Origin of the sequence: Dankookia sp. P2 (assembly GCF_050632255.1) — a bacterium.
Classification (GTDB): Bacteria; Pseudomonadota; Alphaproteobacteria; order Acetobacterales; family Acetobacteraceae; genus Paracraurococcus.
Map to the genome: position 1 here is coordinate 814390 of NZ_CP192581.1, position 26700 is coordinate 841089.

Annotated in this window: 25 protein-coding genes and 7 pseudogenes; 16 read left to right on the forward strand and 16 right to left on the reverse strand. The window is 71.4% G+C overall.

Annotated elements, in window-relative coordinates:
* Nucleotides 1-50: 50 nt before the first annotated feature.
* From ACQ86J_RS04840 to ACQ86J_RS04865, 6 genes and pseudogenes are all read left to right on the forward strand, one after another.
* The gene (locus ACQ86J_RS04840; protein WP_431270228.1) at nucleotides 51-413 is read left to right on the forward strand and encodes a hypothetical protein; all 363 of its coding nucleotides are present in this window, start codon (nucleotides 51-53) and stop codon (nucleotides 411-413) included.
* A pseudogene (locus tag ACQ86J_RS04845) lies at nucleotides 379-600 on the forward strand (NAD(P)-dependent oxidoreductase); the annotation flags it as partial. The gene ACQ86J_RS04840 and the pseudogene ACQ86J_RS04845, both read left to right, overlap by 35 nt.
* A gap of 182 nt (nucleotides 601-782) precedes the next feature.
* Nucleotides 783-1019, forward strand: coding sequence for an NAD(P)-dependent oxidoreductase (locus tag ACQ86J_RS04850; RefSeq protein ID WP_431272296.1), 237 nt, complete (start codon nucleotides 783-785; stop codon nucleotides 1017-1019).
* 7 nt (nucleotides 1020-1026) lie between these two features.
* Nucleotides 1027-1632 carry a glutathione S-transferase gene (locus tag ACQ86J_RS04855; RefSeq protein ID WP_431272297.1) on the forward strand — a complete coding sequence of 202 codons (606 nt, stop codon included), beginning with the start codon at nucleotides 1027-1029 and terminating at the stop codon, nucleotides 1630-1632.
* A gap of 126 nt (nucleotides 1633-1758) precedes the next feature.
* Nucleotides 1759-2172: pseudogene (locus tag ACQ86J_RS04860) on the forward strand (LLM class flavin-dependent oxidoreductase); the annotation flags it as partial.
* 185 nt (nucleotides 2173-2357) lie between these two features.
* On the forward strand, nucleotides 2358-3050 hold the full coding sequence (locus ACQ86J_RS04865) for an LLM class flavin-dependent oxidoreductase (RefSeq protein WP_431270229.1): 693 nt from the start codon (nucleotides 2358-2360) through the stop codon (nucleotides 3048-3050).
* 145 nt (nucleotides 3051-3195) lie between these two features.
* Here ACQ86J_RS04865 and ACQ86J_RS04870 read toward each other — a convergent pair whose 3' ends face one another.
* Nucleotides 3196-4176, reverse strand: a complete 981-nt coding sequence (locus tag ACQ86J_RS04870; protein ID WP_431270230.1) for a Bug family tripartite tricarboxylate transporter substrate binding protein — start codon at nucleotides 4174-4176, stop codon at nucleotides 3196-3198.
* 138 nt (nucleotides 4177-4314) lie between these two features.
* Between ACQ86J_RS04870 and ACQ86J_RS04875 the strand changes: the two genes are divergently transcribed.
* Nucleotides 4315-4659, forward strand: coding sequence for a hypothetical protein (locus tag ACQ86J_RS04875; protein WP_431270231.1), 345 nt, complete (start codon nucleotides 4315-4317; stop codon nucleotides 4657-4659).
* Nucleotides 4660-4688: 29 nt separating this feature from the next.
* Here ACQ86J_RS04875 and aqpZ read toward each other — a convergent pair whose 3' ends face one another.
* Nucleotides 4689-5474, reverse strand: a complete 786-nt coding sequence (gene aqpZ / locus ACQ86J_RS04880; protein WP_431270232.1) for an aquaporin Z — start codon at nucleotides 5472-5474, stop codon at nucleotides 4689-4691.
* Between the two features lie 247 nt (nucleotides 5475-5721).
* On the opposite strand from aqpZ, the pseudogene ACQ86J_RS04885 reads away from it, so the two are divergent.
* From ACQ86J_RS04885 to ACQ86J_RS04900, 4 genes and pseudogenes are all read left to right on the forward strand, one after another.
* Nucleotides 5722-5844 (forward strand): annotated as a pseudogene (locus tag ACQ86J_RS04885) (FAD-dependent oxidoreductase); the annotation flags it as partial.
* A 280-nt stretch (nucleotides 5845-6124) separates the two neighbouring features.
* On the forward strand, nucleotides 6125-7207 hold the full coding sequence (locus tag ACQ86J_RS04890) for a phytoene desaturase family protein (RefSeq protein ID WP_431270233.1): 1083 nt from the start codon (nucleotides 6125-6127) through the stop codon (nucleotides 7205-7207).
* 75 nt (nucleotides 7208-7282) lie between these two features.
* Nucleotides 7283-7411: a hypothetical protein gene (locus ACQ86J_RS04895; RefSeq protein WP_431270234.1), complete on the forward strand. Its 129-nt coding sequence runs from the start codon at nucleotides 7283-7285 to the stop codon at nucleotides 7409-7411.
* Nucleotides 7408-8154: a carotenoid 1,2-hydratase gene (locus ACQ86J_RS04900; protein WP_431272298.1), complete on the forward strand. Its 747-nt coding sequence runs from the start codon at nucleotides 7408-7410 to the stop codon at nucleotides 8152-8154. Before ACQ86J_RS04895 ends, ACQ86J_RS04900 begins: the two co-directional genes overlap by 4 nt.
* On the opposite strand, the gene ACQ86J_RS04905 is transcribed toward ACQ86J_RS04900, so the two are convergent.
* The 6 genes and pseudogenes from ACQ86J_RS04905 to ACQ86J_RS04930 all read right to left on the reverse strand — a co-directional run bounded on the left by ACQ86J_RS04905 (nucleotide 8151) and on the right by ACQ86J_RS04930 (nucleotide 13634).
* Nucleotides 8151-8273: a hypothetical protein gene (locus tag ACQ86J_RS04905; protein WP_431270235.1), complete on the reverse strand. Its 123-nt coding sequence runs from the start codon at nucleotides 8271-8273 to the stop codon at nucleotides 8151-8153. The genes ACQ86J_RS04900 and ACQ86J_RS04905 overlap by 4 nt on opposite strands.
* A 19-nt stretch (nucleotides 8274-8292) precedes the next feature.
* Complete coding sequence (locus ACQ86J_RS04910) at nucleotides 8293-9291, reverse strand: ATP-grasp domain-containing protein (protein ID WP_431270236.1); 999 nt, start codon at nucleotides 9289-9291, stop codon at nucleotides 8293-8295.
* Nucleotides 9288-10597 (reverse strand): annotated as a pseudogene (locus ACQ86J_RS04915) (cytochrome P450). The gene ACQ86J_RS04910 and the pseudogene ACQ86J_RS04915 overlap by 4 nt, the downstream one beginning before the upstream one ends.
* A 707-nt stretch (nucleotides 10598-11304) precedes the next feature.
* Nucleotides 11305-12819, reverse strand: coding sequence for a phytoene desaturase family protein (gene crtI / locus ACQ86J_RS04920; protein WP_431270237.1), 1515 nt, complete (start codon nucleotides 12817-12819; stop codon nucleotides 11305-11307).
* Nucleotides 12773-13075 carry an NAD(P)-binding protein gene (locus ACQ86J_RS04925; RefSeq protein WP_431270238.1) on the reverse strand — a complete coding sequence of 101 codons (303 nt, stop codon included), beginning with the start codon at nucleotides 13073-13075 and terminating at the stop codon, nucleotides 12773-12775. The genes crtI and ACQ86J_RS04925 overlap by 47 nt, the downstream gene beginning before the upstream one ends.
* Before the next feature lie 58 nt (nucleotides 13076-13133).
* Complete coding sequence (locus ACQ86J_RS04930) at nucleotides 13134-13634, reverse strand: YqaA family protein (RefSeq protein WP_431270239.1); 501 nt, start codon at nucleotides 13632-13634, stop codon at nucleotides 13134-13136.
* Here ACQ86J_RS04930 and ACQ86J_RS04935 point away from each other — a divergent pair.
* The 3 genes from ACQ86J_RS04935 to ACQ86J_RS04945 are packed head-to-tail and all read left to right on the forward strand — an operon-like array spanning nucleotide 13633 to nucleotide 17089.
* Complete coding sequence (locus ACQ86J_RS04935) at nucleotides 13633-14265, forward strand: aminotransferase class V-fold PLP-dependent enzyme (RefSeq protein ID WP_431270240.1); 633 nt, start codon at nucleotides 13633-13635, stop codon at nucleotides 14263-14265. The two genes, ACQ86J_RS04930 and ACQ86J_RS04935, sit on opposite strands and share 2 nt — an antisense overlap.
* On the forward strand, nucleotides 14210-15142 hold the full coding sequence (locus tag ACQ86J_RS04940) for a DOPA 4,5-dioxygenase family protein (protein WP_431270241.1): 933 nt from the start codon (nucleotides 14210-14212) through the stop codon (nucleotides 15140-15142). The genes ACQ86J_RS04935 and ACQ86J_RS04940 overlap by 56 nt, the downstream gene beginning before the upstream one ends.
* Before the next feature lie 51 nt (nucleotides 15143-15193).
* A complete protein-coding gene (locus tag ACQ86J_RS04945; RefSeq protein WP_431270242.1) occupies nucleotides 15194-17089 on the forward strand; it encodes a potassium transporter Kup in 1896 nt (631 codons plus the stop codon).
* Between the two features lie 283 nt (nucleotides 17090-17372).
* Here ACQ86J_RS04945 and ACQ86J_RS04950 read toward each other — a convergent pair.
* The 8 genes and pseudogenes from ACQ86J_RS04950 to ACQ86J_RS04985 form a co-directional block, all read right to left on the reverse strand.
* A pseudogene (locus ACQ86J_RS04950) lies at nucleotides 17373-18563 on the reverse strand (efflux transporter outer membrane subunit); the annotation flags it as partial.
* Between the two features lie 168 nt (nucleotides 18564-18731).
* Entirely contained in the window at nucleotides 18732-20315 is a 1584-nt protein-coding gene (locus tag ACQ86J_RS04955) for a DHA2 family efflux MFS transporter permease subunit (protein ID WP_431270243.1), read from the reverse strand.
* The gene (locus ACQ86J_RS04960) at nucleotides 20315-21433 is read right to left on the reverse strand and encodes an HlyD family secretion protein (RefSeq protein WP_431270244.1); all 1119 of its coding nucleotides are present in this window, start codon (nucleotides 21431-21433) and stop codon (nucleotides 20315-20317) included. Before ACQ86J_RS04960 ends, ACQ86J_RS04955 begins: the two co-directional genes overlap by 1 nt.
* A gap of 114 nt (nucleotides 21434-21547) precedes the next feature.
* Entirely contained in the window at nucleotides 21548-22759 is a 1212-nt protein-coding gene (locus ACQ86J_RS04965) for an ABC transporter substrate-binding protein (protein ID WP_431270245.1), read from the reverse strand.
* Between the two features lie 117 nt (nucleotides 22760-22876).
* Nucleotides 22877-23449 carry a hypothetical protein gene (locus ACQ86J_RS04970; protein ID WP_431270246.1) on the reverse strand — a complete coding sequence of 191 codons (573 nt, stop codon included), beginning with the start codon at nucleotides 23447-23449 and terminating at the stop codon, nucleotides 22877-22879.
* Between the two features lie 264 nt (nucleotides 23450-23713).
* Nucleotides 23714-24526 (reverse strand): flavin-containing monooxygenase, encoded by an 813-nt coding sequence (locus tag ACQ86J_RS04975; protein WP_431270247.1) that lies wholly within the window; start codon nucleotides 24524-24526, stop codon nucleotides 23714-23716.
* 183 nt (nucleotides 24527-24709) lie between these two features.
* A complete protein-coding gene (locus ACQ86J_RS04980; protein WP_431270248.1) occupies nucleotides 24710-24853 on the reverse strand; it encodes a hypothetical protein in 144 nt (47 codons plus the stop codon).
* Nucleotides 24854-24884: 31 nt separating this feature from the next.
* Complete coding sequence (locus ACQ86J_RS04985) at nucleotides 24885-25382, reverse strand: LysR substrate-binding domain-containing protein (protein ID WP_431270249.1); 498 nt, start codon at nucleotides 25380-25382, stop codon at nucleotides 24885-24887.
* Between the two features lie 283 nt (nucleotides 25383-25665).
* Between ACQ86J_RS04985 and ACQ86J_RS04990 the strand changes: the two are divergent.
* Together ACQ86J_RS04990 and ACQ86J_RS04995 are read left to right on the forward strand one after the other, a co-directional pair.
* Nucleotides 25666-26343, forward strand: a pseudogene (locus ACQ86J_RS04990) (peroxiredoxin); the annotation flags it as partial.
* Nucleotides 26344-26449: 106 nt separating this feature from the next.
* Nucleotides 26450-26581: pseudogene (locus tag ACQ86J_RS04995) on the forward strand (ArsR family transcriptional regulator); the annotation flags it as partial.
* Nucleotides 26582-26700 lie beyond the last annotated feature (119 nt).

The following is a 26700-nucleotide window of genomic DNA, read 5'->3' on the forward strand; positions in this document are numbered from 1 at the left end:
TCGATTCCCGGCAGCATGGGTGAAACGCCTCTCGGGGGATCCGTCCACAGATGCCGCACCGCATCCTGCTCTGCCGCACGCTGCATCCGGCCGGCATGGCCCTGCTCGAGGCGCGCCGGGATCTCGACATCGTCGCGCTGCACGACCCGCCGGTGGAGCAGTTCCACCAGCACCTCTCCTCGGCCGATGCCGTGCTCTGCTGGCTGGAGAAGGTGGACCAGGCGGCGCTGGATGCGGCGCCGCGGCTGAGGGTTGTCTCCCGCTACGGCGTCGGCTTTGACACGGTGGACATCGGCGGCCTGCACCGCGCGCGACATCCCCGTCATGGTCACCAACGGCGCCAACGACCTCTCGGTCGCCGAGCACGCGATGATGCTGATGCTGGCGGTCGCCCGCCGGGCGCTCGACCATGACCGCCACGTCAAGGCCGGCGGCTGGTGGGACGCGCCGGACCCGCGGATGGTGGACCTGGCCGGTCGCACCGCGCTGGTGGTCGGCTATGGCCGCATCGGCAGCCGCGTGGCGAATTACTGCCGCGCCTTCCAGATGAAGGTGCTGGTGATGGATCCTGGCTTCCACCCCATGCGCATCGCCGCCGACGGCTTCACCCCTGCCCGCGACCTGCATGCGGCCCTGGCGCAGGCGGATGTGGTGACGCTCCAACTGCCCGCTCTCGCCCGCGACGCGGCACCTGATGGACGAGGCGGCTTTCGCCGCGCTGAAGCCCGGCGCCATCCTGGTGAACACCGCGCGCGGTCCGGTCGTCCTCGCAGGCCGCGCTGGTGGCCGCGCTGCGATCCGGCCGGCTGCACGGCGTGGGGCTCGACGTGCTGGAGGCCGAGCCGTCGGAAGCGACGAACCCGCTCTATGCCTTCCCCAATGTCGTGGTCAGCCCGCACAACGCGGCGAGCACCGAGGAAGGCCTGGCGCGGATGGCGCGTCAGGCCGCACGCAACATCCTCGACGTGCTGGACGGCAGGCGCGACCCGGCCTTCATGGTCAACTCCGACATCGCATAAGGATCGCATGATGAAGCTCTTCTTCGCCGCCGCCTCGCCATTCGCCCGCAAGGTGACCGTCTCGGCCGCCGAGCTCGGCGTGGCGGTCGAGCGCGTCCCCGCCGCGCCGCACCCGATCAACCGCGACCGCAGCGTCGTCGCCAGCAACCCGCTCGGCAAGGTGCCGACCGCCGTCGCCGATGACGGCACCGTGCTCTACGACAGCCGCGTCATCTGCGAATACGTCGATGCGCTGGCCGGCGGCGGCAAGCTCTTCCCGGCCGCCGGCGCGGCGCGCTGGCGGGCGCTGACCGAGCAGGCGCTGGCCGACGGGCTGATGGATGCCGGCATCCTGCTGCGCTACGAGGCGCTGACCCGCCCGGCCGAGATGCAGTCGGCCGACTGGAAGGCCGGCCAGACGGACAAGATCACCTGCGCGCTGGACGAGCTGGAACGCCAGGCCGGCGGCCTCGGCGACCGGGTCGATATCGGCACCATCACCATTGGCTGCGCCCTCGGCTGGCTCGACTTCCGCTTCGGCGACATGGGCTGGCGCAACGGCCGTCCGGGCCTCGCCGCCTGGTTCGCTGGCTTCGACGCCCGGCCATCCATGGCCGCCACCCGCCCGGCCTGACCTTCCGGCGCGTAGTGAGGGGTATTCGCGGGCGGCATCGTGCGGCCGCCCGCGCTCCGCGCTAGGCTCGGCGCGACCTGCGGAGATGCCCCCATGGCCGCGAAGCAACTGCGCCTCGGCGCCTTCATGCGCCCGATCAGCATCCATACCGGCGCCTGGCGCTACCCCGGCGCCTGGCCGGATGCGAATTTCAACCTGCAAGCCTATGTCCGGCTGATCCGCAAGCTGGAGGAAGGCCGCTTCGACGCCTTCTTCATGGCCGACCACATGGCCGTGCTGAACATGCCGGTGGAGGCGCTGAAGCGCAGCCACACCATCACGTCGTTCGAGCCGCTGACGCTGCCGAGCGCGCTGGCCATGGTGACGGAGCGGATCGGGCTGATCGCCACCGCGAGCACGACCTACAACGACCCCTACCACATCGCCCGGAAATCCGCCTCGCTCGACCATATCAGCGGCGGCCGCGCCGGCTGGAACCTGGTCACCACGGCAAACCCCGACGCCGCGCTGAATTTCGGCCAGGACGCCCACATGGCGCATGGCGAGCGCTACAAGCGCGCCCGCGAGTTCTACGAGGTCGTCACCGGCCTCTGGGACAGCTTCGCCGACGACGCCTTCGTGCGGGACGTCGACAGCGGCATCTTCTTCGACCCGGCGAAGATGCACGTGCTCGGCCACAAGGGGAGGAGCTCTCGGTCCGCGGCCCGCTCAACATCGCCCGGCCCGTGCAGGGCTGGCCGGTCATCGTCCAGGCCGGCGCCTCCGAGGCCGGCCGGCAGATCGCCGCCGAGACCGCCGAGGCGGTCTTCGGCGCATCGGCCACGATCGAGGAGGCCCGCGCCTTCTATGCCGACGTGAAGGGCCGCATGGACCGGCTGGGCCGCGACCGCGGCCACATGAAGATCCTGCCCGGCTGCTTCGTCGTGGTGGGCGAGACGGAGGACGCGGCCAGGGCCAAGCGGGCGAAGCTCGACAGCCTGGTGCACTACGCCAACGCGATCGGCTCGCTGTCGATGGCGCTCGGCGTCGATGCCTCGCAATTCGACCCCGACGGCCCGCTGCCGGAGACGCCGGAGACCGAGGCCAGCAAGTCCGGCCGCGAGCGCGCCATCCGCCTGGCGCGGCGGGAGAACCTGACGGTGCGGCAATTGGCCCAGCGGCTCGGCGGCTATGCCGGCCTGGCCATGGTCGGCACGCCGGCGATGATCGCCGACCAGATGCAGGAATGGCTGGAGACGGAAGCCTGCGACGGCTTCAACGTGATGTTCCCCTACCTGCCGGGCGGGTTGGAGGACTTCGTCGACCAGGTAGTGCCGGAGCTGCAGCGGCGCGGGATCTTCCGCCGGGAGTACGAGGGCGCGACGCTGCGGGAGAATCTGGGGCTGCCGCGGCCAGCGAACCGGTTCTTCGCGGGCTGAACAAGGAAGGCCGGGGAGAAGGTATTCTCCCCGAACCCCTCATCTATTTCTGAGGGTCGGCATCCGCCGCGCGGCGGATGCCCGACCCACAAAAAGGAAGGGTGGGGCTTGGGGAGGGAATACTTTTCCCTCCCCAACCTTGCCTTCAATCCAGCCGGATGTTCTTCGCCCGGATGATGTCGCGCCACTTGGCGCTCTCCTCCGCCAGATACCCCGCGAACTCCGCCCGGTTGCCGCCCACCGGGTCGATCGCCAGCGGCGCCAGCCGGTCCTTCACCGCCGGCGACCGCATCGCCGCCATCGCGGCTTCCGACAACGCCGCGACGACCGCATCCGGCGTCCCCGCCGGGGCGAACAGCGCGAAGTCGGTCGAGGCACGGTAGCCGGGGATGCCGCTCTCGGCGATGGTCGGGACCGCCGGCGCCTGCGCCGCGCGCTGCAGCGTCGTCACCGCCAGCGCCCGCAGCTCTCCCGATTGCAGGTAGGGCAGCGCCGTCACGGTATCGACGAAGGAGAGCTGCACCTCCCCGCCCAGCAGCGCCTGCATCGCCGGCGCGCCGCCGCGATAGGGCACGTGCAGCAGCTCGATGCCGGACGCCGCAGCGAAGATCTCGACCGCGAGGTGGTTGCTGACCCCGACGCCGCCGCTGCCATAGCTGACCTGGCCGGACTTCGGCTTGGCCTGCGCCACCAGCTCCTCCAGCGTCTTCGCCGGGAAGCCCGCCTTCACGCAGACGAACATGCCGTTGGTCGCCAGCAGCGAGACCGGCGCGAAGCCCTTCTCCATGTCGAAGCCGAGGTTCGAGATCAGGAAGGGCGCCATGGCGAAGGTGCTGTTCGGCGCCATCAGCAGGGTGAAGCCGTCCGGGCGCGCCCGCGCCACCATGCCGGCGCCAACCGTGCCGCTGGCCCCGGCGCGGTTGTCCACCACGAACTGGCCGCGCATCCGGGTGCTCAGTTCCTGCGCGATCAGCCGGGCGACGAAATCGGTCGAACCGCCGGCGGCAAGGGCGCCACCACGGTGACCGGGCGGCTGCCGGGATAGGCCTCCCTGCGCCGCGGCGCCGCGGATGGCGGCGGCGAACAGGCCGAGGCCTGCGCCCAGCGTCCTGCGTGTGATGCTCATGTCCTGCTTTCCCCCATCCGCGCCGCTGGCGTTCAGGCGCGGCCATAGCGCCTCGCCGGCGTCCCGTCACCTGAGCGTGAGCCCTGCTGCCCGCCTCGGTCTCCGGCGTTTGGACGCCAACCAATCAGGAGGAAAGCCATGAAGCTTCTCACGACGCTGGCGCTTGCCATGCCGTTCCTGGTCGCCACCGGCGCCTCGGCCCAGCAGGCGAAGCCCGAAGGCAATACCGGCGCCGGCGCGGCGATGTCGGGTGCGCAGTCGCAATCCTCCGGCATGCCGACCGGCACGGCGGCGCCGCAGCCCAACCTGCACAGCCCAGCCCCGGCGGGGGCCAGTGACACCCCGGCGCGGCGCCGGCCGGAAGGCAATCTCGGCTCCGGCGCGGCGATGAGCGGAGCGCAATCGCAGAGCATGGGTGCGCAGCCCAATGCCGGCCGTACCGCGCCGCCGCAGCCGACCCAGAGCCCCGGCGGCGCGCGCTAGCTACGCCGCCGGTTGGCATCAAAGCCGGGTCAGCGCGGCTCGCGTGCCGTCATCGGCGCCAGCGCCTCCGGCGAGGCGCTGCGGGCGCTCACCGCCGCGGCGGCGCGGTCGAGCGCGTCCGCCGTCGCCTCCTCGCTCAGCCAGCGATGCAGCAGCCCGCCGGCCACGCCGCCGAGGATAGGGGCGACCCAGAACATCCAGAGCTGCTGCAGCGCGACGCCGCCGAGCACGAAGGCCGGACCGGTGCTGCGCGCCGGGTTCACGCTGGTGTTGGTGACGGGGATGCTGATCAGGTGGATCAGCGTCAGGCAGAGCCCGATGGCGATCGGCGCGAACCCCTTCGGCGCTCGCTCGGAGGTGGCGCCAAGGATCACCATCAGGAAGAAGAAGGTCATCACCACCTCGGTAATGAAGCCGGCACCGAAGTCGTATTTCCCGGGCGATGCCGCGCCATAGCCATTCGCTGCCAAGCCTTTCACCGCAATGTCCCAGCCCGGCTGGCCGGAGGCGATGGCATAGAGCAGGAAAGCGCCGACCGAGGCGCCGATCACCTGTGCGGCGATGTAGGGCAGCGCCTCACTGGCCTTGAAGCGGCCGGCGGCGACCAGGCCGCAGGTCACGGCCGGGTTCAGGTGGCAGCCGGAGATATGGCCGATGGCGAAGGCCATGGTCAGGACGGTGAGGCCGAAGGCGAAGGAGACGCCGAGCAGGCCGATGCCAACATCGGGGAAGGCAGCGGCCAGCACGGCGCTGCCGCAGCCGCCGAGCACGAGCCAAAGGGTGCCGAAGAATCTTGCCGTGAGCTTGCGTGACACTGACGATCCCTCCGATTGGGACACCCCGCCGGCGTCCCGGCTTTGCCTATTGTAGACGAAGTTACATTCCGTCATCGGGCATCGCGGAATCGTGTCTCCGTTGCCGTCGAACCGCTGCGCGGCAGCGCGGAACGACTGTCTGCTCCGATGTGCACAACGAAGTGTCTCGGCAACTTGACATTCATCCCCGCACCGCCTGAATTCGCCGCATGAGGATGCGTTGCCGCCCAGGCCTGGATCGCGTGGCGTGAGCCGGCGCGTCGTCGTCATCGGCGCCGGCGTCGGCGGCCTCGCCGCGGCGCTCGACCTCGCGGCCCGTGGCCGGGAGGTGCTGGTGCTGGAACGCGCCGCGGCGCCCGGCGGCAAGATGCGGCAGATCGCCATCGGCGATGCGCGCATCGATGGCGGGCCGACCGTCTTCACCATGCGCTGGGTCTTCGAGGAATTGTTCGCCGCCGCCGGGGCCAGCCTCGCCGACCACCTGGCGCTCGCTCCTGTCTCGGTCCTGGCGCGGCATGCCTGGGACGGCGATGCGGCGCGGCTCGATCTCTTCGCCGACATCGCGGCCTCGGCCGATGCGATCGGCGCCTTCGCCGGGCCGGCGGAGGCGCGCGGCTACCTGGACTTCGTGGCCCGCGCCAGGCGGACCTATGCGGCGCTGGAAGGCCCCTTCATCCGCGGCGGGCGGCCGACGCCGGTCTCGCTGGTCAGCCGCGCCGGCATCGGCGGGGTCGGCCGGCTGCTGCAGACCTCGCCCTTCAGCTCGCTCTGGTCGGCGCTGGGAGAGCATTTCAAGGACCAGCGGCTGCGCCGGCTTCTTCGGCCGCTATGCAACCTATGTCGGCTCCTCTCCCTTCCTGGCGCCGGCGACGCTGATGCTGATCGCCCATGTCGAGCAATCCGGCGTATGGCTGGTGGAGGGCGGCATGCACCGCATCGCCCGCGCGATCGAGGCCCTGGCGGAAGCGAAGGGTGCGAGCTTCCGCTACGAGGTGGAGGTCGCGGCGATCCTCACCGAAGGTGGCCGCGTGCGCGGCGTGCGCCTGGCGGATGGGGAGGTGATCGAGGCGGGCGCAGTGGTCGCCAACGCCGATGCCTCGGCGATCGGCACCGGGCGGTTCGGCGCCGGCGTGGCGAAGGCGGTGGACGCCGTGCCGCGGTCGCGCCGCTCGCTCAGCGCCGTCACCTGGGCCATGCATGTCGAGACCGCAGGCTTCCCGCTGGTGCGGCACAACGTCTTCTTCTCCCGCGACTATCCCGGCGAGTTCGCCGACCTCTCGGTGCGCGCCCGGGTGCCGGCGACGCCCACCGTCTATGTCTGCGCCCAGGACCGTGGCGACGACGACGCGCATCCGGGCGGGCCGGAGCGGCTGCTCTGCCTGATCAACGCCCCGGCGCGGGGCGATGCGACGCCGATGAGCGCGGCGGAGATCGCCACGGCGGCGGAGGCCAGCTTCGGGCTGCTGCAGCGCGCCGGGCTCACCATCCGCCGCGACCAGGCACGGGAGGTGCTGACCACGCCCTTCGGCTTCGAGCGGCTGTTCCCGGCCACCGGCGGCGCGCTCTACGGCATGGCGGTGCATGGCTGGCAGGCGAGCTTCAGTCGGCCAGGCGCCCGCACCCGGCTGCCCGGCCTGTACCTGGCCGGCGGCAGCGCGCATCCCGGCGCCGGGGTGCCGATGGCCACCCTGTCCGGCAGGCTGGCCGCGGCGGCGGTGCTGGAGGACCAATGATGAACGCCGTCACCAAGACGCGCGGCTGGGAATCTCGATCGCCCTGTTCCGCCGCACGGCTATGCCTGGTGGTACGTGGATGCCCTGAGCGACGACGGGGCGCATGGCGTCACCATCATCGCCTTCATCGGCACGGTCTTCTCCCCTGGTATGCCTGGTCGCGCCGCTGGGGCGCCGGCGACCCGGAGAACCATTGCTGCATGAACGTCGCGCTCTACGGCGCGCCGCGGCGCTGGGCGATGACCGACCGACCGCGCACGGCGCTGCGGCGCGGGCAGGATTTCCTGCAGATCGGGCCGAGTGCGATGGAATGGGACGGCAATGCCCTGACCATCCGGATCGAGGAGGTGACGGCGCCGGTCCCGACCCGCCTGCGCGGCACGGTGCGGGTCATCCCGCAGGCGGTCTCGACCCGCTCCTTCCTGCTGGACGCGTCCGGGCGGCACCGCTGGCAGCCGATCGCCGCGCGCTCCCGCGTCGAGGTGGCGCTCGAGAGCCCATCGCTGCGTTGGTCGGGTCCGGCCTATTTCGACACCAATGCCGGCAGCGCGCCGCTGGAGCAGGATTTCGTCGATTGGGACTGGTGCCGGGCGCCGATGCCGGACCAGACGGCCGTGCTGTACAATGCGCTGCGGCGGGACGGCACGGCGCAGTCGCTCGCGCTGCGCGTTGCCGCCGATGGCCGCGTCGAGGACATCGAGCCGCCCCCGGCCGCGGCCCTGCCGCGCGGCTTCTGGGGCGTGAAGCGGCCGGCGCGGTCGGAGGACGGCACCGCGCGGCTGGTCCGCCCGCTGGAGGACACGCCCTTCTACACCCGGTCCGAGATCCGCACCCGGCTGCTGGGGCGGGAGGCGACGGCGGTGCACGAAAGCCTGGCGCTGGACCGCTTCGCCGCCCTGCCGGTCCAGGTCATGCTGCCGGTGAAGGTGCCGCGGGCGCGTCGCTAGCCCGCGATCGTCCCGGCCGGCAAGGCCGGGTTCCAGCCGACGTCAAGCGTCGCCACCTCGCCGAACGGCACGCCGCGCCGCTTCGCCTCGCTGATGATCGGCCAGGCGGTCCAGGGCATGGTCAGCAGCGGCAGCGGGTCAGCCGCGCGCCACGTGACGTCGCGCGTGCCGAACAGGTGGCGCAGATTGGCGCGGAAGCGCGGCCAGTCGCCGAAGCTGTCCTGCGTCTCCGTCACGCAGGACCAGGATCAGCTGCAGCCGCCGCTCCGGCCGGAAGCGCAGCGGATGTGCGGGGTCGAGGATCGCCGACGCGAGGTCGGCCTCGGCGAAGAAATGCAGGCCGCTGGTGGTGCGCGGGTTGCACTCGATGCCCCAGGGCGTGCCCGCCGCATCGACGATGAAGTCGAAGGCGATGAAGCCGGTCCAGCGCGTAGCCGCGACGAAGCGGGCGATCCAGGCCTCGACCGCCGGATGGTCGATGCGTTCGAAACCGACGGCGACCGAGCCCGACATCAGCGTGCCGCGATAGACCGCGGTGCCCTGGACGCGCCCGTCATGCGCCAGGGTGCAGCTGCTGTGCTCCTCCCCCGCTACCAGGCGCTGCACCACGGCGGGCTCGGGCGGCGGCAGTGGCGTGCCGCAGGGAAGCCGGCGGACGCCGCGGCCGGAGCAGGAATGCACCGGCTTGACGATGACCTCGGTCGTGTCGGCCAGCACGCGCGCTGCCGGGTCGTCGAGCGCGAAGGTCTCGGGCACCGTCAGCCCGGCCTCGCCTGCCGCGACGGCGAAGCCGTGCTTGTCATGCAGCCGCAGGACCAGGTCGGGCGGCATGGACAGCAGCCGCACGCCCGCCGGCAGCAGCGGGCGGAGGAAGGCGACATGCATCGCCTCCTCCGAGACCGGCACCACCAGCGAGACGCCCTCCGCCTCCACCACCCGTGACAGGTCGCGCAGATAGGCCGCGGCGTCCTCCGCCGGCGGCGTCACCGGCAGGCTGCGGGCGACGCTGCGGGAGGCGCCGGAGAGGTGCCGGCGGTGCGGCTCCGCCACCACCACGCGCCAGCCGGCCGCGGCGAAGCTGCGCGCGATGTCGAGCGCCTTCGGCAGCCGCCCCAGAGTCAGCAGCACGGTGTTCATGCGGCGCGGGTCACCCGGCACATCACCTGCTCCACCGGCCGGGTGGTGAGGCGCGCCGCCGGCTCCACCCGCTCCGGCGCCTCGACATGGAAGTCGAAGGCGCGGAACAGCCGGGCGATCAGCAGCACCGCCTCGATCGTGGCGAAGGCGGCGCCGGCGCAGATGCGCGGCCCCGTGCCGAAGGGCAGGTAGGCACCCGCGGTCAGCTCCGCCTCGCGCTCGGGCAAGAAGCGGTCGGGGTCGAAGACGTCCGGGTCCTTCCAATAGGTGCGGTGGCGGTGCAGCACCCAGGGCGCGACCATGATCAGCGCGCCGCGCCGCACCTTGGTCTCGCCCAGCATCGTCGCCTCGTTGGCGATGCGCGGCAGGAAGGTGATGGGGGGTAGAGCCGCAGGGTCTCGCGGAAGATGTTGCGGATGAAGCCCAGACGCTTGGTGTGCTCGAACTCGACCGGGCCGTCGCCGGCGACCTCGCGGATCTCCGCCCGCAGCCGGGCGACCAGCGCCGGCTGGGTCGCCAGGATGAAGAAGACCCAGGTCAGCGCGCTGGCGCTGGTCTCGTGCCCGGCCAGGAACAGCACGCCGAGCTGGTCGATCAGCTCCTCCCGGGTGAAGGCGCGGCCCTCGATGTCGCGCGCCTCGATCACCTTGCTGGCGATGTCGTCGAAGCTCGCGCCGGCGGCCAGGTGGCCGTCCAGCAGGGCGCCGAGATGGCCGCGGATCAGCCGGCAGGCCTCCAGCACGTCCGGCTTCTGCGGGATATGGGTCCAGGCCTTGTCCATGATCAGCCGGCGGATCTCCACCTGCGCCACGCTGCGCTCGAAGACGGTGAAGGCGTCGAAGACGTCGTGCGCCGCGCCGTGTTCCAGGCCGGAGGAGAAGACGGTGCGGCAGATGATGTCGGCGGTCAGGTGCGACATGGTCAGGTCGAGCGAGAAGCGCTCGCCGCGGCCGGCCCGTTCCGCCAGCGTCGCCTCACACAGGGCCGCCCCCGCCTCCATCGCCGGGAAGGCGCGGTTGACCCGCATCAGCGTCAGCGACGGGTCGATCATCGCCCGTTGCCGCCGCCAGGTCTCGCCGGAGCTGACGAAGATGCTGTCGCCGATCAGCGGCTCCAGCGCGTTCACCATCAGGTCGCTCTTCGGGAAGATGCCTTCCGGGTCCAGCAGGACCTGGCGCACCAGGTCGGGCCGGTTGACGATGAGGGTGGAGCGGCGCGACCAGCCGAGCGGGCCGATCTCCATCCGGTAGGCCGCGGCGGGCAGCAGGGCCAGGAGGTTGCCGTCGCCGCGGAGGGCGACGCGCATCAGCGCGATCAGCGCGGGGCGGGAGATCGGGCGCGGGGGATATACACCGGGCGCTCTGCTCCTCGGGCGTTCCGTTTGCTTTACACCAGACTATGTCAGGTGGCATTGTCAGGGCAACCGCCCCCGTGAGGCCCGATGGAGCGCCTGCTCTTCGACGTCCTGATCGCCGCCCATATCCTCGCCGGAACCGCCGGCGCGGTGGCCTTCTGGGTGCCGGTCATTGGCCGCAAGGGAGGCGAGACGCATCGCAAGGCCGGACGGGTCTTCACGGTGGCAATGCTGATCACCGGCACGCTGGCGATCTGCATGAGCCTCTTCACCCTGGCCGCGCCGATGGAGACGCACCCGCACCTGACCGGGCGGTTCGATGCCGCTTTCATCCGCGGCATCTTCGGCTGGATGATGCTGCATATGGGCATCCTCACCATCAACCTCGCCTGGTATGGCTGGCTGGCGGTGAAGAACGGCCGGCGGCGGGAGAAGGGGCGCGAATGGCGCAACCTGACGCTGCAGCCGCTGGTGATCCTGGCGGCGCTGAATTGCGCGCTGCAGGGCTGGCTGATCGGCATGCCGCTGATGGTGGGCATTTCGCTGGTGGGCGTGGCGACGGGGCTGACGAATCTCTGGTTCCTCTACAAGCCGCGGCCGGGCCCGATGGACTGGCTCAAGGAACATGTGAAGGCGCTCGTCGGCGCCGGCATCTCGGTCTACACGGCCTTCATGGCCTTCGGCTCGGTGCGGATCATCCCGAAGCTGGCGCTGAACCCGGTGATGTGGGCGATCCCGCTCAGCACGGGGATCGGGCTGATCCTCTGGCACTGGCGGAAGATCGACGCGCAGACCCGGGCGCGCGCTGCGGCCTCGCCGCGCCATGCAAGGGCCTGAATAGGATCGCCGAAGGGCGGAGAACCGCCCGAAGGCGTGAATCCGCTTCGCAGGACAACGCGCCAGGGCGGCCTGCCGCCCTGGCGGCGGATGAGCGCCCCCGGCGCCGGCACCACCTCGTCCAGGATCTTCGCCGAGCAGATCACCCCGGGCACCCCGCGCCTGGATGCGTGCCCGCGCCGACGAGGTAAAGGCCCTCGACCTCCTCGCTGACATTGTGCGGCCGGAACCAGGCGCTCTGGAACAGCTGCGGCTCGAGCGAGAAGGCGGCGCCGTTCACGCTCAGCAGCCGATCGCGGAAATCCTGCGGCGTCAACACGCGGGAGGTGACGATGTGCCGCCCGAGGCCCGGCAGCACGGTGTCCTCCAGCCGCCGCTGGATGGCGGCGCGATAGGAGCTCCGCCTGCGCCGCCCAATCCGTCCTGCTGCCGAGGTTGGGCACCGGCGCCAGAACGTAGAAGCTGTCACAGCCCGGCGGCGCCAGCGACGGGTCGGTCATGCTGGGGCGATGCAAATAGAGGCTGAAATCCTCGGACAGGTGCTTGCGGGTGAAGATGTCGCGCAGCAGCGCCTCGTAGCGCGGGCCGAGCACCATGGTGTGGTGGTAGACGCTGTCGAAGCGCTTGTTCGTGCCGAAATACCAGACGAAGAGGCTCATCGAATACCGCGCCCGCTCGACCTTCGCATCGGTCCAGCGCTTGCGCGGATGGTGGCCGAGCAGCTTCGAATAGGTCCAGCCGACATCGGCGTTGGAGACCACGACATCGGCGCCGATCGTCTCCCCGGAAGCCAGCGTCACCCCGGTCGCCCGGCCGTTCGCCACCTCGATCCGCGCCACCTCCGCCTCGTAGCGCAGCGTGCCGCCGAGGCCCTGGATCAGGCCGACGATCCCCTGCACCAGCGCGCCCATGCCGCCCATGGCGTAGTGGACACGATGCGTGCGCTCGAGATGCGCGATCAGGCAGTAATAGGCCGTGGTGGTCAGCGGGTTGCCGCCGATCAGCAGCGGGTGGAAGCTGAACGCGACCCGCAGCTTGGGGTGCCGGAAGTAGTCCGAAACCTTGCGATAGACCGTGCGGTAGCCCTGCAGCCGCACCAGGTCCGGCACCGAAGTCAGCAGCGTCCCCAGCTTGTGGAAGGGCTGGTCCACCAGCTGGGTGAAGGCGATGTCGTAGATCTTCTCGCTGTCGCGGATGAAGCGGTCGAAGCCCGCGGCGTCCTCGGGCGAGATGCGCGCGACCTCCGCCCGCATCGCATCGAGGTCGGCATGGCAGGCCAGCGTCTCGCCGTCATCGAAGCGGATCTTGTAGAAGGGATCGACCGGCCGCAGGTCCACGTCGTCCGCCAGCCGCCGGCCGGCGACCTGCCACTGATTCCTCGAGCAGGTAGGGCGCGGTGATGATGGTGGGGCCGGCATCGAAGGTGAAGCCGTCCTGCCGGAAGACATAGGCGCGGCCGCCCGGGGCATCGAGCTTCTCGAGCACCGTCACCCGGTAGCCGCGCGCCCCCAGCCGCACCGCAGCGGCGAGGCCGCCGAAGCCCGAGCCGATGACCACGGCATGCGGTCGGCCATCGCTCTGCATATCCGGCATGCTGCCCCTCCCCCGGGATTCGCTACCACCCGTGACGGGAGCGAACAAGCAACATGCCTCAGGTAAGCCCGAGCGTCAGCAGCGCAAGCACGATGTAGCGCCCGGTTTTGGCGATGGTGACGAGGATGAGGAAGACCCAGAGCGGCTCGCGCAGCACGCCAGCGATGACGGTCAGCGCATCGCCACCGAGCGGCGCCCAGCTCAGCAGCAGCGACCAGCAGCCCCAGCGCCGGTACCAGGCCTCCGCCCGCGCCAGCTGCGCCGGCTTCACCGGGAACCAGGGCCGGTCGCGCCAGCGATGGATCCAGCGACCCAGCACCCAATTCGCCACCGCCCCCAGCACATTGCCGATGCTGGCGACCAGCACCAGCAGCCAGGGCGGCTGCCCGCCGGCCAGCAGCAGGCCAACCAGCACCGGCTCCGACTGGAAGGGCAGGATGGTCGCGGCGCCGAGGGCGGCGAGGAAGAGGCCGCCATAGGCCGCCAGGTCGATCATCTCGGCATCCTGCCACGAAAGCGGCTTGCCGTGTGCCCGCCGCGCGCCGTCTGATGCCGGCATGCAGGACATCCGCGCCGGATTTGCCCTCGACCCCGGCTTCCTCACGGTCAACCACGGCTCCTTCGGCGCGACGCCGCGGCCGGTGCTGGCGGCGCAGGCGGACTGGCGGGCAAGGCTGGAGGCGCAGCCGAGCCGCTTCATGGTGGAGGTGCTGACCCCGGCCCTCCGCGCCGCCGCCGCACGGCTGGCCGGCTTTCTCGGCTGCGACGCGGATGGGCTCGGCTTCGTCGACAACGCGACGGCCGCCTGCAACGCCGTGCTGCGTTCGGTCCCGCTGGCGCCGGGCGACGAGATCCTGCTGCTGAGCCATGCCTATGGCGCGGTGCGGAAGGCCGCGGCGCATGTCGCGGCCGGTGCCGGGGCGCGGATCGTCGATGCCCCCTGCCCTTCCCGCGGCCGGCGCCAGAGGCGGTTGCCGAATCGGTCGCCGCTGCGATTACCCCGCGCACCCGGCTGGCGGTGCTGGACCACATCACCTCCCCCAGCGCCCTGGTCCTGCCGATCGCGGCCATGGTCGCCGCTTGCCGGGCGCGCGGCGTGCCGGTGCTGGTGGACGGCGCGCATGGGCCCGGGCAATGCCGCTCTCGGTCGCCGCGCTCGGCGTCGACTGGTATGCCGGCAATTGCCATAAATGGCTGATGGCGCCCAAGGGCTGCGCCTTCCTCTGGACCGCGCCGCAGCGTCGGGCCGAGACCCATGCCCATATCCTCTCGCACGGGCTCGGCGAGGGGTATCTCGCGGAATTCGACTGGACCGGCACGCGCGACCCCGGCGCCTTCCTGGCGGTGACCGCAGCGATCGACTTCCTGGAGGCGCTGGGCGGCCCGGCGCTGATGGCGCGCAACCGCGCCCTGGCGCTGGAGGCCGGCGCAATGCTGGCGGCACGGCTGGGGACAGAAGTCGCGGCCCAGCCGGCGATGGCCGGCAGCATGGCAGCGATCCGCCTCCCCTGCCCGGACCGGCGACGCGGGAGGCGGCCGTCGCGCTGCGGGCGCGGCTGCTGGCGGCGGGGACGGATGCGCCGGTCGCAGCCATCGATGGCAGCTTCTGGCTGCGCGTCTCGGCCGCCGCCTACAACGCGCCGGCGGATTACGCGCGCCTGGCCGCGCTGCTCGCCGCCACGCTGTGACTTGACCAGGGCCGGGCCGCGGGCGGAGGCTGCCGTCATGGACCTGCCCATCTCCGGCTGGCACGCGCATGTCTACTACGACCCCGCCACCACCCGGGCGGCGGCCGCGGCACTGCGCGAGGGCATCGCCGCCGGCTTCCCGGACGCCGTGCTCGGCCGCTGGCACGATGTCCCGGTGGGGCCGCATACCGCGGCGATGTACCAGGTGGCCTTCGCGCCGAAGCTCTTCCCCAGCCTGGTCCCCTGGATGTCGCTGCATCGCGGGGCGCTGTCGGTGCTGCTCCACCCGGAAACCGGCCGGCAGCGCGCCGACCACACAAGCCACGCCCTCTGGATGGGTGCGCCGCTGCCGCTGAAGGCCGAGATCCTGCCGGAGTAACCTTTGCCGCCCTCTCCGCGTTGCCGCTGCAACCATGGGGAAGCTCCGCGCATGTCGGGCAGCACCGCCGCCATCTCCACCCCGGCCGTGGCCGAGCACCCCGCCCATCGCGCCCTGCTGCTGGGCGCGCTCGGCGTGGTCTTCGGCGACATCGGCACCAGCCCGATCTATGCCTTCCGCGAGAGCCTGCGCACCGCGGCGACGCATGGCATGGCGGCGGACCAGGCGGTGCTGGGGGTCGTCTCGCTCATCCTCTGGGCGGTGATCCTGGTGGTGGCGGTGAAATACGTCGTCTTCGTCATGCGCGCCGACAATGACGGCGAGGGCGGGACCATGGCCCTGCTCTCCCTCGCCCTGCCCGAGGCGGGGCGGCTGCGGTCGGTGCTGCTGCCGGTGGGCCTCGCCGGGGCCTCGCTGTTCTTCGGCGACGCCATGATCACCCCGGCCATCTCCGTGCTCTCGGCGGTGGAGGGCGCGGCGGTGGCCGAGCCGTTCCTGCAGCCCTATGTCATCCCCGCCGCGCTGGTCGTGCTGGCCGGGCTGTTCCTGATCCAGGCGCGCGGCAGCGGCCATGTCGGCAAGCTGTTCGGCCCGGTCATGGCGGCCTGGTTCGCGGTGCTGGCGCTGGCCGGTATCTGGCACGTGCTGGGGCGGCCGGGGATCCTGGCGGCGATCGACCCGCGCCATGCGCTGCACGCCATCACCCAGGGCGGCGGCGGCTTCGCCGCGCTCGGCAGCGTCTTCCTGGCGGTGACGGGCGGCGAGGCGCTCTACGCGGACATGGGCCATTTCGGCCGGCAGGCGATCCGCCTCGACTGGTTCGCCGTGGTGCTGCCGGCGCTGGTGCTGAACTACCTGGGCCAGGGCGCGCTGGTGCTGGCCGACCCCGCCGCCGCCGCCGATCCCTTCTTCCATCTGTTTCCCGGCGGGCTGCTGCTGCCGGCGGTGGCGCTGGCGACCTGCGCCACCGTCATCGCCAGCCAGGCGGTCATCTCCGGCGCCTTCGCGCTGGTGCAGCAGGCGATCCAGCTCGGCGTGCTGCCGCGGCTGGAGGTCCGCCAGACCTCGGAGGAGACCGCCGGCCAGGTTTATGTGCCGCAGATCAACTGGCTGATCTGCGCCGCGGTGCTGGCACTCGTGCTCGGCTTCCGCAGTTCGGAAGCGCTGGCGAATGCCTATGGCATTGCGGTCGCCGGCGACATGCTGGTCACGACGATCCTGGTCGGGCTGGTGGCGCATGGGCGCTGGGGCCTGCCGCTGGCGGCCGTCCTGCCGGTGGCGGGTGGGTTCCTGCTGCTGGATATCGGCTTCGTCGCCGCCAATGCGCACAAGATCCCCGGCGGCGGCTGGTTCCCGCTTGTGGTGGCGGCGATCATCCTGACCCTGGTGCTGATCTGGATCCGCGGCCGCGCCCTGCTGCTGGAACGGCGGGACGAGGATGCGGCGAAGCTCACCGCCTTCCTCGCCAAGCTCGGCACGACGCGAGGTCCGCAGCGCGTCCCCGGCACCGCGATCTACCTGACCACGCGGCGGGAGGTGGTGCCGGCCGCGCTCTCGCTCAACCTCAAGCACAATGGCGTGCTGCATGAGCAGGTGGTGCTGCTGACCGTGCAGGGCGAGCGCGTGCCGCGGGTGCCGGAGGCCGAGCGCCTCTCGATCGAGCCGATGGCGGGCGGCTTCCGCCGGGTGCTGCTGCGCTTCGGCTTCGCCGAGCAACCCTGCGTCATGCACGCGCTGGGTGAGCGGCAGGAGGCGCTGGGCTTCGACCCCGCCGGGGCCTCCTGGTTCCTCGGGCGGGAGGTGCCGGTGCCCTCGATGCAGCCGGACATGCCGCTGTGGCAGGAGAAGCTCTTCGCCTTCCTCGCGCGCAACGCGGTCGGCGCGACCGACTATTTCGGCATCCCGACCGCGCGGGTGGTGGAGCTTGGGACGCGGGTCGAGATGTAGCGGCGCCCTTCCCGGGAGGAAGCTCGGGGAGAAGATATGCTCCCCGGACCGCTCGTCGATCTTTCCTGTCCGGCCCCCGCTCCGCCGCTGCCGCCGGACTTACCGCGAAAAGGGGTCGGGCGCGGGAATGCTTTTCCTCCGCGGCCTTGCCTATCCGCCCCTCGGCTCCCAGCCGCCGCCGAGCGCCTTGTAGACCGCGACCAGGTCGGTCGAGACCCGCGGCGGCGCTCTCCGCCACCGCCAGTTCGGCCGCCAGCCGGGTGCGCTCGGCGTCCAGCACCTCGAGGAAGGTGCCAAGCCCCGCGGTGAAGCGGGTGCGCGCGAGGGACGCCGCCTGCCGCGCCGCGACCGACTGCCGCCGCAGCGCGTCGCGCCGCCCCTGGTCGCCGTAATAGGCGGCCAGCGCATTCTCCACCTCGTGCAGCGCGTCCAGCACGGTGCGGCGCCAGACCACCGCGGCGGTGCGCTGGCGCGCCTCCTCCAGCCGGATCTGCGCGCGCAGCCTGCCGCCCTCGAAGATCGGCACGATCAGCGCCGGGCCGATCGAGAAGAATCGGCTCGCCGCCTCGAACAGGTTGGCGGTATTGCCGGATTGCAGGCCGATCGAGCCGTTGATGCGCAGGCTCGGGTAGAGCTGCGCCGTGGCGACGCCGATCCGCGCGGTCTGCGCCGCGAGCGCGGCCTCGGCCGCTGCGACGTCCGGCCGGCGGCGGATGGTCTCGACCGGCAGGCCGATGGCGACCGAGGGCGGCGCCGGCGGCTGCGGCGCGGGCGCCGCCAGGCGGTCGGCCAGCGTCCCCGGCTCCTGCCCCAGCAGCCGGCTCAGCCGGTTGGTCGCCTGGGTGACCTGCGCGTCAAGCTGCGGCAGCGTCGCCTCGGTGCTGGCGACCAGCGCATTGGCATTGGCGACGTCGACCTCGGTGGCGAAGCCGGAGGCGGCGCGGGACCGGGTCAGCGCGGCGTTGTCGCGCTGCAGCCGAAGGCTCTGCCGGGCGATCGCCTGGCGCGCCTGCAGCCCGCGCAGCTCGAGATAGGCCCGCGCCGCCTCGGCTCGCAGCGACAGCCGCGCATTGTCCAGCAGCCGTTCGGCCGAGCGGATATCGGCCTCGGCCGCCTCCACCCCCGCCGCGTCCGGCCGAAGATGTCGAGCTCCCAGGCCGCGTCGAAGCCAGCCTGGTAGATGGTCAGGCCGGGCTTCGGCCCGGTCGGGATGGCGATGCCCTGCGATGCGTTGGGCTGGCCGCCGACCGAGGCGCGGCCGCCGGCGATCGAGGCGAAGGGGCTGTTCTCGCTGATCCGCAGCCGCGTGTCGGAAGCCGAGGCATCGAGCGTCGGCCAGAAGCCGGCATAGGCGACGCGCCGCTGCTCGCGCGTCTCGGCGATGCGGGAGGTCGCCTCCTCGATGTCGGGGTTGCCGTCCTCGGCCGAGGTGACCAGCCAGGTCAAGGTCGGGTCGTGGAAGCTCTCCCACCACGCGGCATCGATCGCCCGCGCCTCGGCCCGGCTGCGGGCATAGGCCGGGGCGTCGAGCGCCGCGCGGCTCCAGGACTCCGGCGCGCGCGGGCTGGGGCTCAGGAAGTTCGGGCCGACATTGCAGGCCGAGAGGAGCAGGGCAGCCAGCGGGGCAAGCGTCTTCATCGGTCTAGTGGCCACTCGGCTTCGCCCCTTTCGGCAGGTCGCGCATCAGGAAGACCAGCGGCCAGAGCACCAGCACGGCGATGCCGAGCAGCCAGAAGGCATCGATGTAGCTGAGCACCTGCGCCTGGGCCTGGACCTGCCCGGCCAGTTGCGACAGCGCCGCCTGCGACGCCTCCCAGCCACCGACGCCGGCATTGCGCAGCGCCTGCTCGGTCTGCCGCAGATGCTCCACCCAGAGCGGGTTGGTGTCGCGCGCGGATTCGACCAGCCGGTTCTGGTGGAACTGCGCGCCGTGGGTGACGGCGGCGTTCATCACGGAGATGCCGACCGAGGCGCCGAGATTGCGCATCAGGTTGATGAGCGCGCTGGCGTCGTTGGTCTTGTCCGGCGGCAGGCCGATATAGGCCGCGGTGGTGATCGGGACGAACAGGAATGGCAGCGCCACCGCCTGCAGGATGCGGAGCGTCGAGACGTCCCAGAAGGACATCCCCAGCTCGATGCGGGTTGCGTAGAGCAGGGCCCCGCCCGACCAGAGCAGCGCGACCATGATCACCCAGCGCGGCTGCACCAGGCCGGTGATCCGCCCGGCGATGGGCATGACGAAGATGGTGCCGATCCCGCCCACCGCGAGCGTCAGCCCCGCAGTGGTCGCGTCGTAGCCCATCAGCTCCTGCGTCGGCTGCGGCAGCAGCTGCGTCGTGCTGAACAGGGTGAAGGCGACCAGGAACATGATCAGGCTGGCGGCGAGGAAGGAGCGGTGGCCGAAGAGCCGGACATCGACCGCGGGCCGCGCCTGCCGGCGCTCCCAGGGGATCAGCGCGACAGATCCGAGGACGCAGGCGAAAGTCAGCCAGGAGACCGTCGGCGACCAGAAGCCGTCATCGATCACCGCCCGGTCCAGCACCACCTGCAGGCTGCCGAGCGCCAGGGCCGCCAGCAGGAAGCCGACCCAGTCGATGCCGCCGCCCTCGGCCAGGAAGCGCTTGCGGTCTTCCCGCACCGCCTGCGGCTCCTTGACGAAGACCGAGACGAGGAAGATCGACAGCGCGCCGAAGGGCAGGTTGATCAGGAAGATCCAGTGCCAGGAGTAATTGTCGGTGATCCAGCCGCCGAGCGCAGGACCCATCGCCGGCGCCGTCACAACGGTGAGGCCATAGAGGGCGAAGGCGCCGGCGCGCTTCTCCGGCGGGAAGGTATCGGCGAGGATGGATTGCTCGACCGGCGCCAGGCCGCCGCCGCCGATCCCCTGCAGCGCGCGGAAGACCAGCAGCATGCCAAGGTTGGGCGAGAGCGCGCAGCCGAGCGAGGCAAGGGTGAAAAGCGCGACGCAGCCCATGTAGAAGCGCTTGCGGCCAAGCGCCGTCGCCAGGTAGCCGGAGACCGGCAGGACGATGGCATTGGTCACGAGGTAGGTGGTCAGGATCCAGGTGCTCTCGTCCTGGCTGGCGCCGACGCCGCCCGCCATGTGGCGCAGCGCGACGTTGGCGATGGTGGTGTCGAGCACCTCCATGAACGTGGCGATCGAGACGATGCTGGCGATCAGCCAGGGGGAGCGGTCGCCCGCCGCCGAGCGCGGCAGGTCGGCCATCAGTCGCGCACCCGCACGCTGGGCACGACGGAGAGGCCGGGCGAGAGCGGCAGGTCGCGCACGCGGTCGTCGTCCAGCACGATCTTCACCGGCACGCGCTGGGTGATCTTGACGTAGTTGCCCGTCGCGTTCTGCGCCGGGAGCACCGAGAAGCGCGCGCCGGTGCCGCGCTGGATGCCGTCGACCCGGCCGCGCAGCACGGGGTCGGGATAGGCATCGACCTTCACATCCACGGCTTGGCCGGGACGGATCTGCCGCAGCTGCGTCTCCTTGAAATTCGCCGTTACCCAGACCGTCGGCTCGACCACCGAGAGCAGCGCCTGGCCGGGCGTGACGTAGTTGCCCGTCTCGACGCCGCGATTGGCGATGCGGCCGGCTACCGGCGCGGCAATGCTGGCATAGGACAGCTGCAATTCAGCATTGGTGATCGCCGCCTCCGCCTCACGCAGCGCGGCTTCGGCGGCGCGGCGCTGCGCCTCGGCGGCGGCGGCCTGGGCCTCGGCGGCGGCGACCTCCTGCCGCGTCGCCTCCACCCGGGCGCGGGCACTGCGCGACTGCGCCTCGGCATCGTCGCGCGCCTGCTGCGTCACCGCGCGGGGATCGACGCTGCGGAAGCGGCGGAGCGAGGTCTCGGCATTCTCCAGATCCGCCTCGGCAATCACCACGTTTGCCTGGGCCTGGCCGATCGCGGCGCGGCGGACCGCGACCTGCGCGCCAGCCTCGGCCACCTGCGCCGCGGCACTGCCATGCCGGGCGCGGGCATTCTGCAGCGCTACCTCGAAGTCGCGTGGGTCGATGCGGAGGAGGAGCTGGCCGGCTTCCACCCGTTGGTTGTCGTCGACCAGGAGTTCCGCCACCCGGCCGGCGACCTGCGGCGCCACCCGGGTGACATGCGCCTCGAGGAAGGCATCGTCGGTCGACTCCCAGAGCCGCGACTGCCACCACCACCAGCCGCCGCCGGCCAGGAGAAGAACTCCGGCGAGCGCGCCGCCGCCGATCAGTAGCCGACGCCGCCAGGGCGAGGCGGGCGCCTCGTCCTGGCGGTCTTCGTCCCTCGTATGCTCGGTTCCTGACCCATGCCGTTTCGCTGGCGGCCCGTCGTCCATATCCCGTGGCATTCCGGTGTGCGGTGCAGCAGCGCGCCGCTGACGCCGGGGTTGCCTCGCGCCGCGCCGTCAAAGCCGCGCGAGGCGGTGATGACAGCGCGGCAGGACGGCCCAACGCGGCCGCGGTCAACTCACCGTCGCGCCCTCGATCACCTGGCCGAAGCGCTTCCAGGTCGTGCCCGTCCAGCGCGCCAGCTGCATCTGCCGGATCGGGTGGTAGTTGGTCGGCGAGGTATCGACGCGGATGCCGGGCAGCAGCACCGCCAGATCCAGTGCCTTGAGGTGGGCGGCCTCCTGCATCAGCCGTTCCCGCGTCAGGTCGCGGCCGCATTGCCGCAGCGTCTGCACCATGGTCGCGGCGATGCCATGGCCGAAGACGTTGCCGGCATCGGTGAGGTCGCCCTCGGGATAGTGCCGCTGCATGAAGGCGCGCCAGTCCTGCATGCCGGCGTCATCGCGCCAGGTGGGGTCGGTCGGGTCCTTCAGATAGGCCGAGGTGATGATGCCCGTGCCCTTCTCCCCGCCTGCCGGGATCATCACCGCGCCGGCGGAGATCGAGACGTTGGTGAGGAAGTGCAGCGCCGGCTTCCAGCCGATGTCGTAGACCTTGCGGATCGCCTGGGCGGCAGATTTCGGCGTCGCCGCGGTCAGCAGCACCTCGGCGCCGGTGGCCTGCAGCGACAGCACCTGGCTGTCGATGGTCGGGTCCGTCACCTCGAAGGATGCGGTCGTGACCATCGCCTCGAAGCGGTCCTTCAGGATGTCCCGCACGCCGGTGACGTAGTCCTTGCCGAAGTCGTCGTTCTGGTAGAGCAGCGCCATGCGGGCCTTCGGCGCCTGTTCCAGCATGTGCTTGGTGTAGATTTGCGCCTCGGTCCGGTAGCTCGGCTGCCAGCCGATGGTCCAGGGCGTGTCCTGGTAATTGCCCCATTTGTCGGCGCCGCTGCCGATGAACAGGTGCGGCACCTTGCGCTGGTTGGCATAGCGGACGATGGCGCTGTTGGCGGCGGTGCCGATGTTCTGGAACAGGCAGGCGACCTTGTCCTGCTCGACCAGCCGGCGCACCTGCTCGACCGTCTTCGGCGGGCTGTAGCCGTCGTCGTAGGTGATGAAATTGATCTTGCGGCCGGCGATGCCGCCCTGCTCGTTGACCATCTTGAAGTAGGCGGCCTCGCAGCGCGCGATGGTGCCGTAGGCCGAGGCCGGGCCGCTATAGGGCGCGGTGTTGCCGATGCGGATCTCGGTCGCGGTGATGCCGGTGGCATCGGCCGCCTGGCCGATGCGGGGCGCCGCGAGCGCGGTGCCGGCCGCCGCGAGGACGGAGCGTCTGTCGAGCATGGTTGCCTCCCTGGGGCAGGATTGGCCCGAGGCCGGCGCCTCGCCGGTGGGCACCCCATCCTGCGCCGGGGAGGCTCCGGCTTTCCAGCGTCGTATGCCGGTCAGCCGGCCAGCAGGTCAGTCGAGCAGCATGCCGGCATAGCCGTCGGCCGCCATCGCGTCGCAGCGGGCCCGGTACTGCGGCGCGCCGCCCTGGTATTGCAGGATGCGGCGGACCGTCTTGCCTTCGACGTTTCGGTTGATGCCGGTCGCCCAGGAATCCACCTGGGTGTAGAGCATGCCCTCGGCCAGTTCCTCGATATGCGCCGACCATTCGGCCTCGGCCTCCGGTGTCGCCTCGGCCCGCGTCGCGCCGGTTTGCTGCATGTGGCGCAGCAGGCCGGTCACCCAGTCCACGTTCTGCTCGATGCAGCGCGGGATGTTGCAGCGGGTGGAGGCATTGTGCGGGCCGACGATGGTCAGCAGGTTGGGGAAGCCGGCCGACATCAGGCCGAGATAGGTCTTCGGTCCCTCCGCCCAGTGGTCCTTCAGGCGCCGGCCGCCGGTGCCGCGGATGTCGATCCGGTCGAAGCTGCCGGTGATGGCGTCGAAGCCGGTGGCATAGATGATGATGTCGAATTCGTACTCCGCCCCGCTGGTGCGGATGCCGGTTTCGGTGATCCGCTCGATCGGCGTCTGCCGCGTGTCCACCAGGGAGACATGCGGCAGGTTGAAGGACCTCGTAGAAGCGGGTCTCCTGCGGCACGCGCCGGGTGCCGAAGCCGTGGCATTTGGGGATCAGCGCCTCGGCGGTGGCGGGGTCCTTCACCCGCTGGCGGATCTTGCGGGCGATGAAGTCGCTGAACAGCGCATTGGCCTCGGGGTCGGTCAGGACGTCGCGGAAATTCGCCATCCAGATGCCGAAGCCGGGCTCCGAATAGAGCTTCTCCCAGAACGCCTCGCGCTCCTGCTCCGTCACCTCGAAGGTCCCGCGCGGGTCGGTATCGTGGATGTAGCAGCCGGGGGTCCGCCGCAGCAGCTCGGAACATCTGCGGGTAGTTGGCCTTGATGCGCACCTGCTCCGCCTCGGTGATCGGGGGCATTGTGCAGCGGCGTGCACCAGTTGGGCGTGCGCTGGAAGACCGTCAGTTGGCCGACCTGCGGCGCGATGGTCTGGATCACCTGCACGCCGGTGGCGCCGGTGCCGATGACCGCGACGCGCTTGCCGGTGAAGTCCACGGGATCATGCGGCCAGCGATAGGTGTGGAAGGAGGTGCCGCGGAACTCGCCGATGCCGGGGATGCGCGGCAGCGTCGCGGCCGAGAGCGGGCCGATCGCGGTGATCAGCATGCGGGCGCGATGCCGCTCGCCGCCCTCCAGCGCCACCTCCCATTCCCGCGTCGCCTCGTCGAACTGCGCGCGGGCGACGCGGGCCTCGAAGCGGATGTCGCGGCGCAGGTCGAAGCGGTCCGCCACGTGGTTCAGGTAGCGGAGCGTCTCCGGCTGGGCGGCGAAATGCTCGGACCAGTTCCAGTCCTGCAGCAGCGCCTCGTCGAAGGCATAGCCGTAGGTGTAGCTCTCGGGATCGAAGCGGGCGCCGGGGTAGCGGTTCCAGTACCAGGTGCCGCCGACGCCGGTCCCCGCCTCGAAGACCCGGACGGTCAGGCCCAGCTGCCGCAGGCGGTAAAGCTGGTACATGCCGGCGATGCCGGCGCCGATGACGATCGCGTCGAGGCCGGTGGGCTGCGCCGCCACCGGGGCGGCAACCGGCATGGGAAGATCGGGCACGGTCTCACTCCCAGTCTGAGTTTGCCGGGAGTGTGCGGGCAAGCTGCGATGCGGCCAAGCCTGCAAGGGAAGGGCGCAGCGAGCGAAGCCCGCCGAGACGCCAGCGGCTGGAAGCGCTTCCGGGACGCGCATCGCCGGTTCGGCAAGGCCCGGGCCGCCTTCCAGAACACGTCAGCCCCCTTCTCATGGGATCACGGCCAGCGCGATGCCGACCACGGCACCGGCAAGCATGATGATACCCAGTTCCTTCCTGGTCAGGTGGGCCAGGGCCGCGGGCAGCAACACGGACACCATGCCGAGGGCTGCCCCGACAACGAGGCTGAACATCCACGCCATTCGATGTTACCGAAATAGTATCTCATTGAAGTTTTTTGTTACGCAATCTGTGATTTTCGCAGGTCGAAGGGCAACGGGCCGTGCGCTGCCGGCGCCGTCGCAGCCGGTGCGCCTCCAGCGTCGTCGCCGCCGGTGCGCCTCCAGCGTCGTCGCCGCCCCGACTGGAACTTTCCCTCAAGGCACGCTCGGCCTCGGCCAGCGGCACCATCCGGCCCTCGGCGATGCCGCGGGCGACGACGGAGGCGCGGACCCGGAGGATGCCGAGCCTGGCCAGCCGCAGGTCGCGCAGCGCCTCGGCGCTGCCGGTGGCGGCGATGCCGTGCACCGCCAGGGGCTGCAGCCCGGTCGCCGTCCGGAAGGGCCAGACGGTGAGGCGCCCGCGGCAGCGCAGCACGGGGCAGTCGCGCGCCAACAGGTCCTCGGGCGCGGCGGGCCGGCCGCGGCGCGCCAGACAGGCCGGCTCGGGTCCACCGGGACCGAGGCTGCGGACCGGCACGGGCACCCAGGCCGGCGGCGCCATCGCCAGGCGGGCCGGGAGGACCGGCGCAGCGGCAATCAAGGCCCCCAGCCCATCCAACTCCGTCCGGTGATGCACGGCAGCCCGTCGGTCCGGACGGTGGCATGGGTCCTCGGGTCCGCTCCGCTGCGGCGGTGCCGGCGGCCTCGCGCCTGCGCACGGCGAGGAGAGGCGCGGCACGCCGAGTGAAAGGGACTGCACATCGAAGTGAGCCTACCGGACTCACTTGATAATATTCAAATGATTATTTTATATAATGTCGAAGCGAGAGCAGCCGCACATGCCAATGCCCGTCAGCCCGCAAACGCCCGACCCTCAACTCGGCGACGCCGCCCCAGCGGCGCCGGCCGCCGCTGCCCCAGCATGGACGCCGCGCCTCGGCGAGCCGGCCATGCCCTTCCACCTGCGCACCACCCAGGGCGAGCGCAGCCTCGGCGCCTATCGCGGCCGCTGGCTGCTGCTCTTCTCCCACCCGTCCGACTTCACCCCGGTCTGCACCTCCGAGTTCATCGCCCTCGCCCGTGCCCATGATCGCTTCCAGGCGCTCGGCTGCGACCTCCTCGGCCTCTCGGTGGACAGCCTTTTCGCGCACCTTGCCTGGGTGCGCAGCATCCGGGCCGAGTTCGGCGTCGAGATCCCCTTCCCGATCGCCGAGGATATCTCGATGGCGGTGGCGCGCGCCTACGGCATGCTCCACCCCGCCGATACCAGCACCGCCACCGTTCGCGGCAGCTTCTTCATCGACCCCGCCGGCATCGTCCGCATGCTGGCCTACTATCCCATGACCACGGGCCGTAGCGTCGAGGAGCTGCTGCGCACCCTCGCCGCCCTGCAGGAGAGCGACGCCTCCGGCCTCTCCACCCCGGCCGACTGGCGGCCCGGCGAGGAGGGCATCCTGCCGCCTCCGCTCACCATCGAGGAGGCCGCCGCGCGCACCGAGGCCGGCGCCCCGGCCTGGTACTACCTGCCGCAGCGGCCCGGGGGACGCAGCGATGAGCGCCGGCGCCGCGCCCGAGCGCCACTGCGATCCGGACGCCGCGGCCGACCTGCTGCGCGCGCTCGCGCATCCCATGCGGCTGCGCATCCTCTGCCGGCTGCTCGAGGGCGAGCTGGCGGTCGCCGGGTTCGAGAGCGAGCTGGGCCTCAGGCAACCCAACCTCTCGCAACAGCTCGCCGCGCTGCGCGAGGCCGGCTTGGTCGCCACGCGGCGCGAGGCGAAATCCGTCTTCTACCGGCTGGCGGATGCGCGCGTCCGCCGGGTCCTCGAGGCGTTGCGCTCCGCCCTGGCGGACGGCCTCGCCGCGGCGCCTGCGGCGGCCCC

What these genes read in the sequence shown, in the direction of transcription:
- ACQ86J_RS04840 (WP_431270228.1), top strand. Translation starts at nt 51, where the DNA reads ATGCCGCACCGCATCCTGCTCTGCCGCACGCTGCATCCGGCCGGCATG.
- ACQ86J_RS04855 (WP_431272297.1), top strand. Translation starts at nt 1,027, where the DNA reads ATGATGAAGCTCTTCTTCGCCGCCGCCTCGCCATTCGCCCGCAAGGTG.
- ACQ86J_RS04870 (WP_431270230.1), bottom strand. Translation starts at nt 4,176, where the DNA reads ATGAGCATCACACGCAGGACGCTGGGCGCAGGCCTCGGCCTGTTCGCC.
- ACQ86J_RS04875 (WP_431270231.1), top strand. Translation starts at nt 4,315, where the DNA reads ATGAAGCTTCTCACGACGCTGGCGCTTGCCATGCCGTTCCTGGTCGCC.
- ACQ86J_RS04890 (WP_431270233.1), top strand. Translation starts at nt 6,125, where the DNA reads ATGCGGCGCTGGAAGGCCCCTTCATCCGCGGCGGGCGGCCGACGCCGG.
- ACQ86J_RS04900 (WP_431272298.1), top strand. Translation starts at nt 7,408, where the DNA reads ATGAACGTCGCGCTCTACGGCGCGCCGCGGCGCTGGGCGATGACCGAC.
- ACQ86J_RS04905 (WP_431270235.1), bottom strand. Translation starts at nt 8,273, where the DNA reads ATGCCCTGGACCGCCTGGCCGATCATCAGCGAGGCGAAGCGGCGCGGC.
- ACQ86J_RS04910 (WP_431270236.1), bottom strand. Translation starts at nt 9,291, where the DNA reads ATGAACACCGTGCTGCTGACTCTGGGGCGGCTGCCGAAGGCGCTCGAC.
- ACQ86J_RS04925 (WP_431270238.1), bottom strand. Translation starts at nt 13,075, where the DNA reads ATGCCGGATATGCAGAGCGATGGCCGACCGCATGCCGTGGTCATCGGC.
- ACQ86J_RS04935 (WP_431270240.1), top strand. Translation starts at nt 13,633, where the DNA reads ATGCAGGACATCCGCGCCGGATTTGCCCTCGACCCCGGCTTCCTCACG.
- ACQ86J_RS04930 (WP_431270239.1), bottom strand. Translation starts at nt 13,634, where the DNA reads ATGCCGGCATCAGACGGCGCGCGGCGGGCACACGGCAAGCCGCTTTCG.
- ACQ86J_RS04940 (WP_431270241.1), top strand. Translation starts at nt 14,210, where the DNA reads ATGCCGCTCTCGGTCGCCGCGCTCGGCGTCGACTGGTATGCCGGCAAT.
- ACQ86J_RS04945 (WP_431270242.1), top strand. Translation starts at nt 15,194, where the DNA reads ATGTCGGGCAGCACCGCCGCCATCTCCACCCCGGCCGTGGCCGAGCAC.
- ACQ86J_RS04955 (WP_431270243.1), bottom strand. Translation starts at nt 20,315, where the DNA reads ATGGCCGACCTGCCGCGCTCGGCGGCGGGCGACCGCTCCCCCTGGCTG.
- ACQ86J_RS04960 (WP_431270244.1), bottom strand. Translation starts at nt 21,433, where the DNA reads ATGCCACGGGATATGGACGACGGGCCGCCAGCGAAACGGCATGGGTCA.
- ACQ86J_RS04965 (WP_431270245.1), bottom strand. Translation starts at nt 22,759, where the DNA reads ATGCTCGACAGACGCTCCGTCCTCGCGGCGGCCGGCACCGCGCTCGCG.
- ACQ86J_RS04980 (WP_431270248.1), bottom strand. Translation starts at nt 24,853, where the DNA reads ATGTTCAGCCTCGTTGTCGGGGCAGCCCTCGGCATGGTGTCCGTGTTG.
- ACQ86J_RS04985 (WP_431270249.1), bottom strand. Translation starts at nt 25,382, where the DNA reads ATGGCGCCGCCGGCCTGGGTGCCCGTGCCGGTCCGCAGCCTCGGTCCC.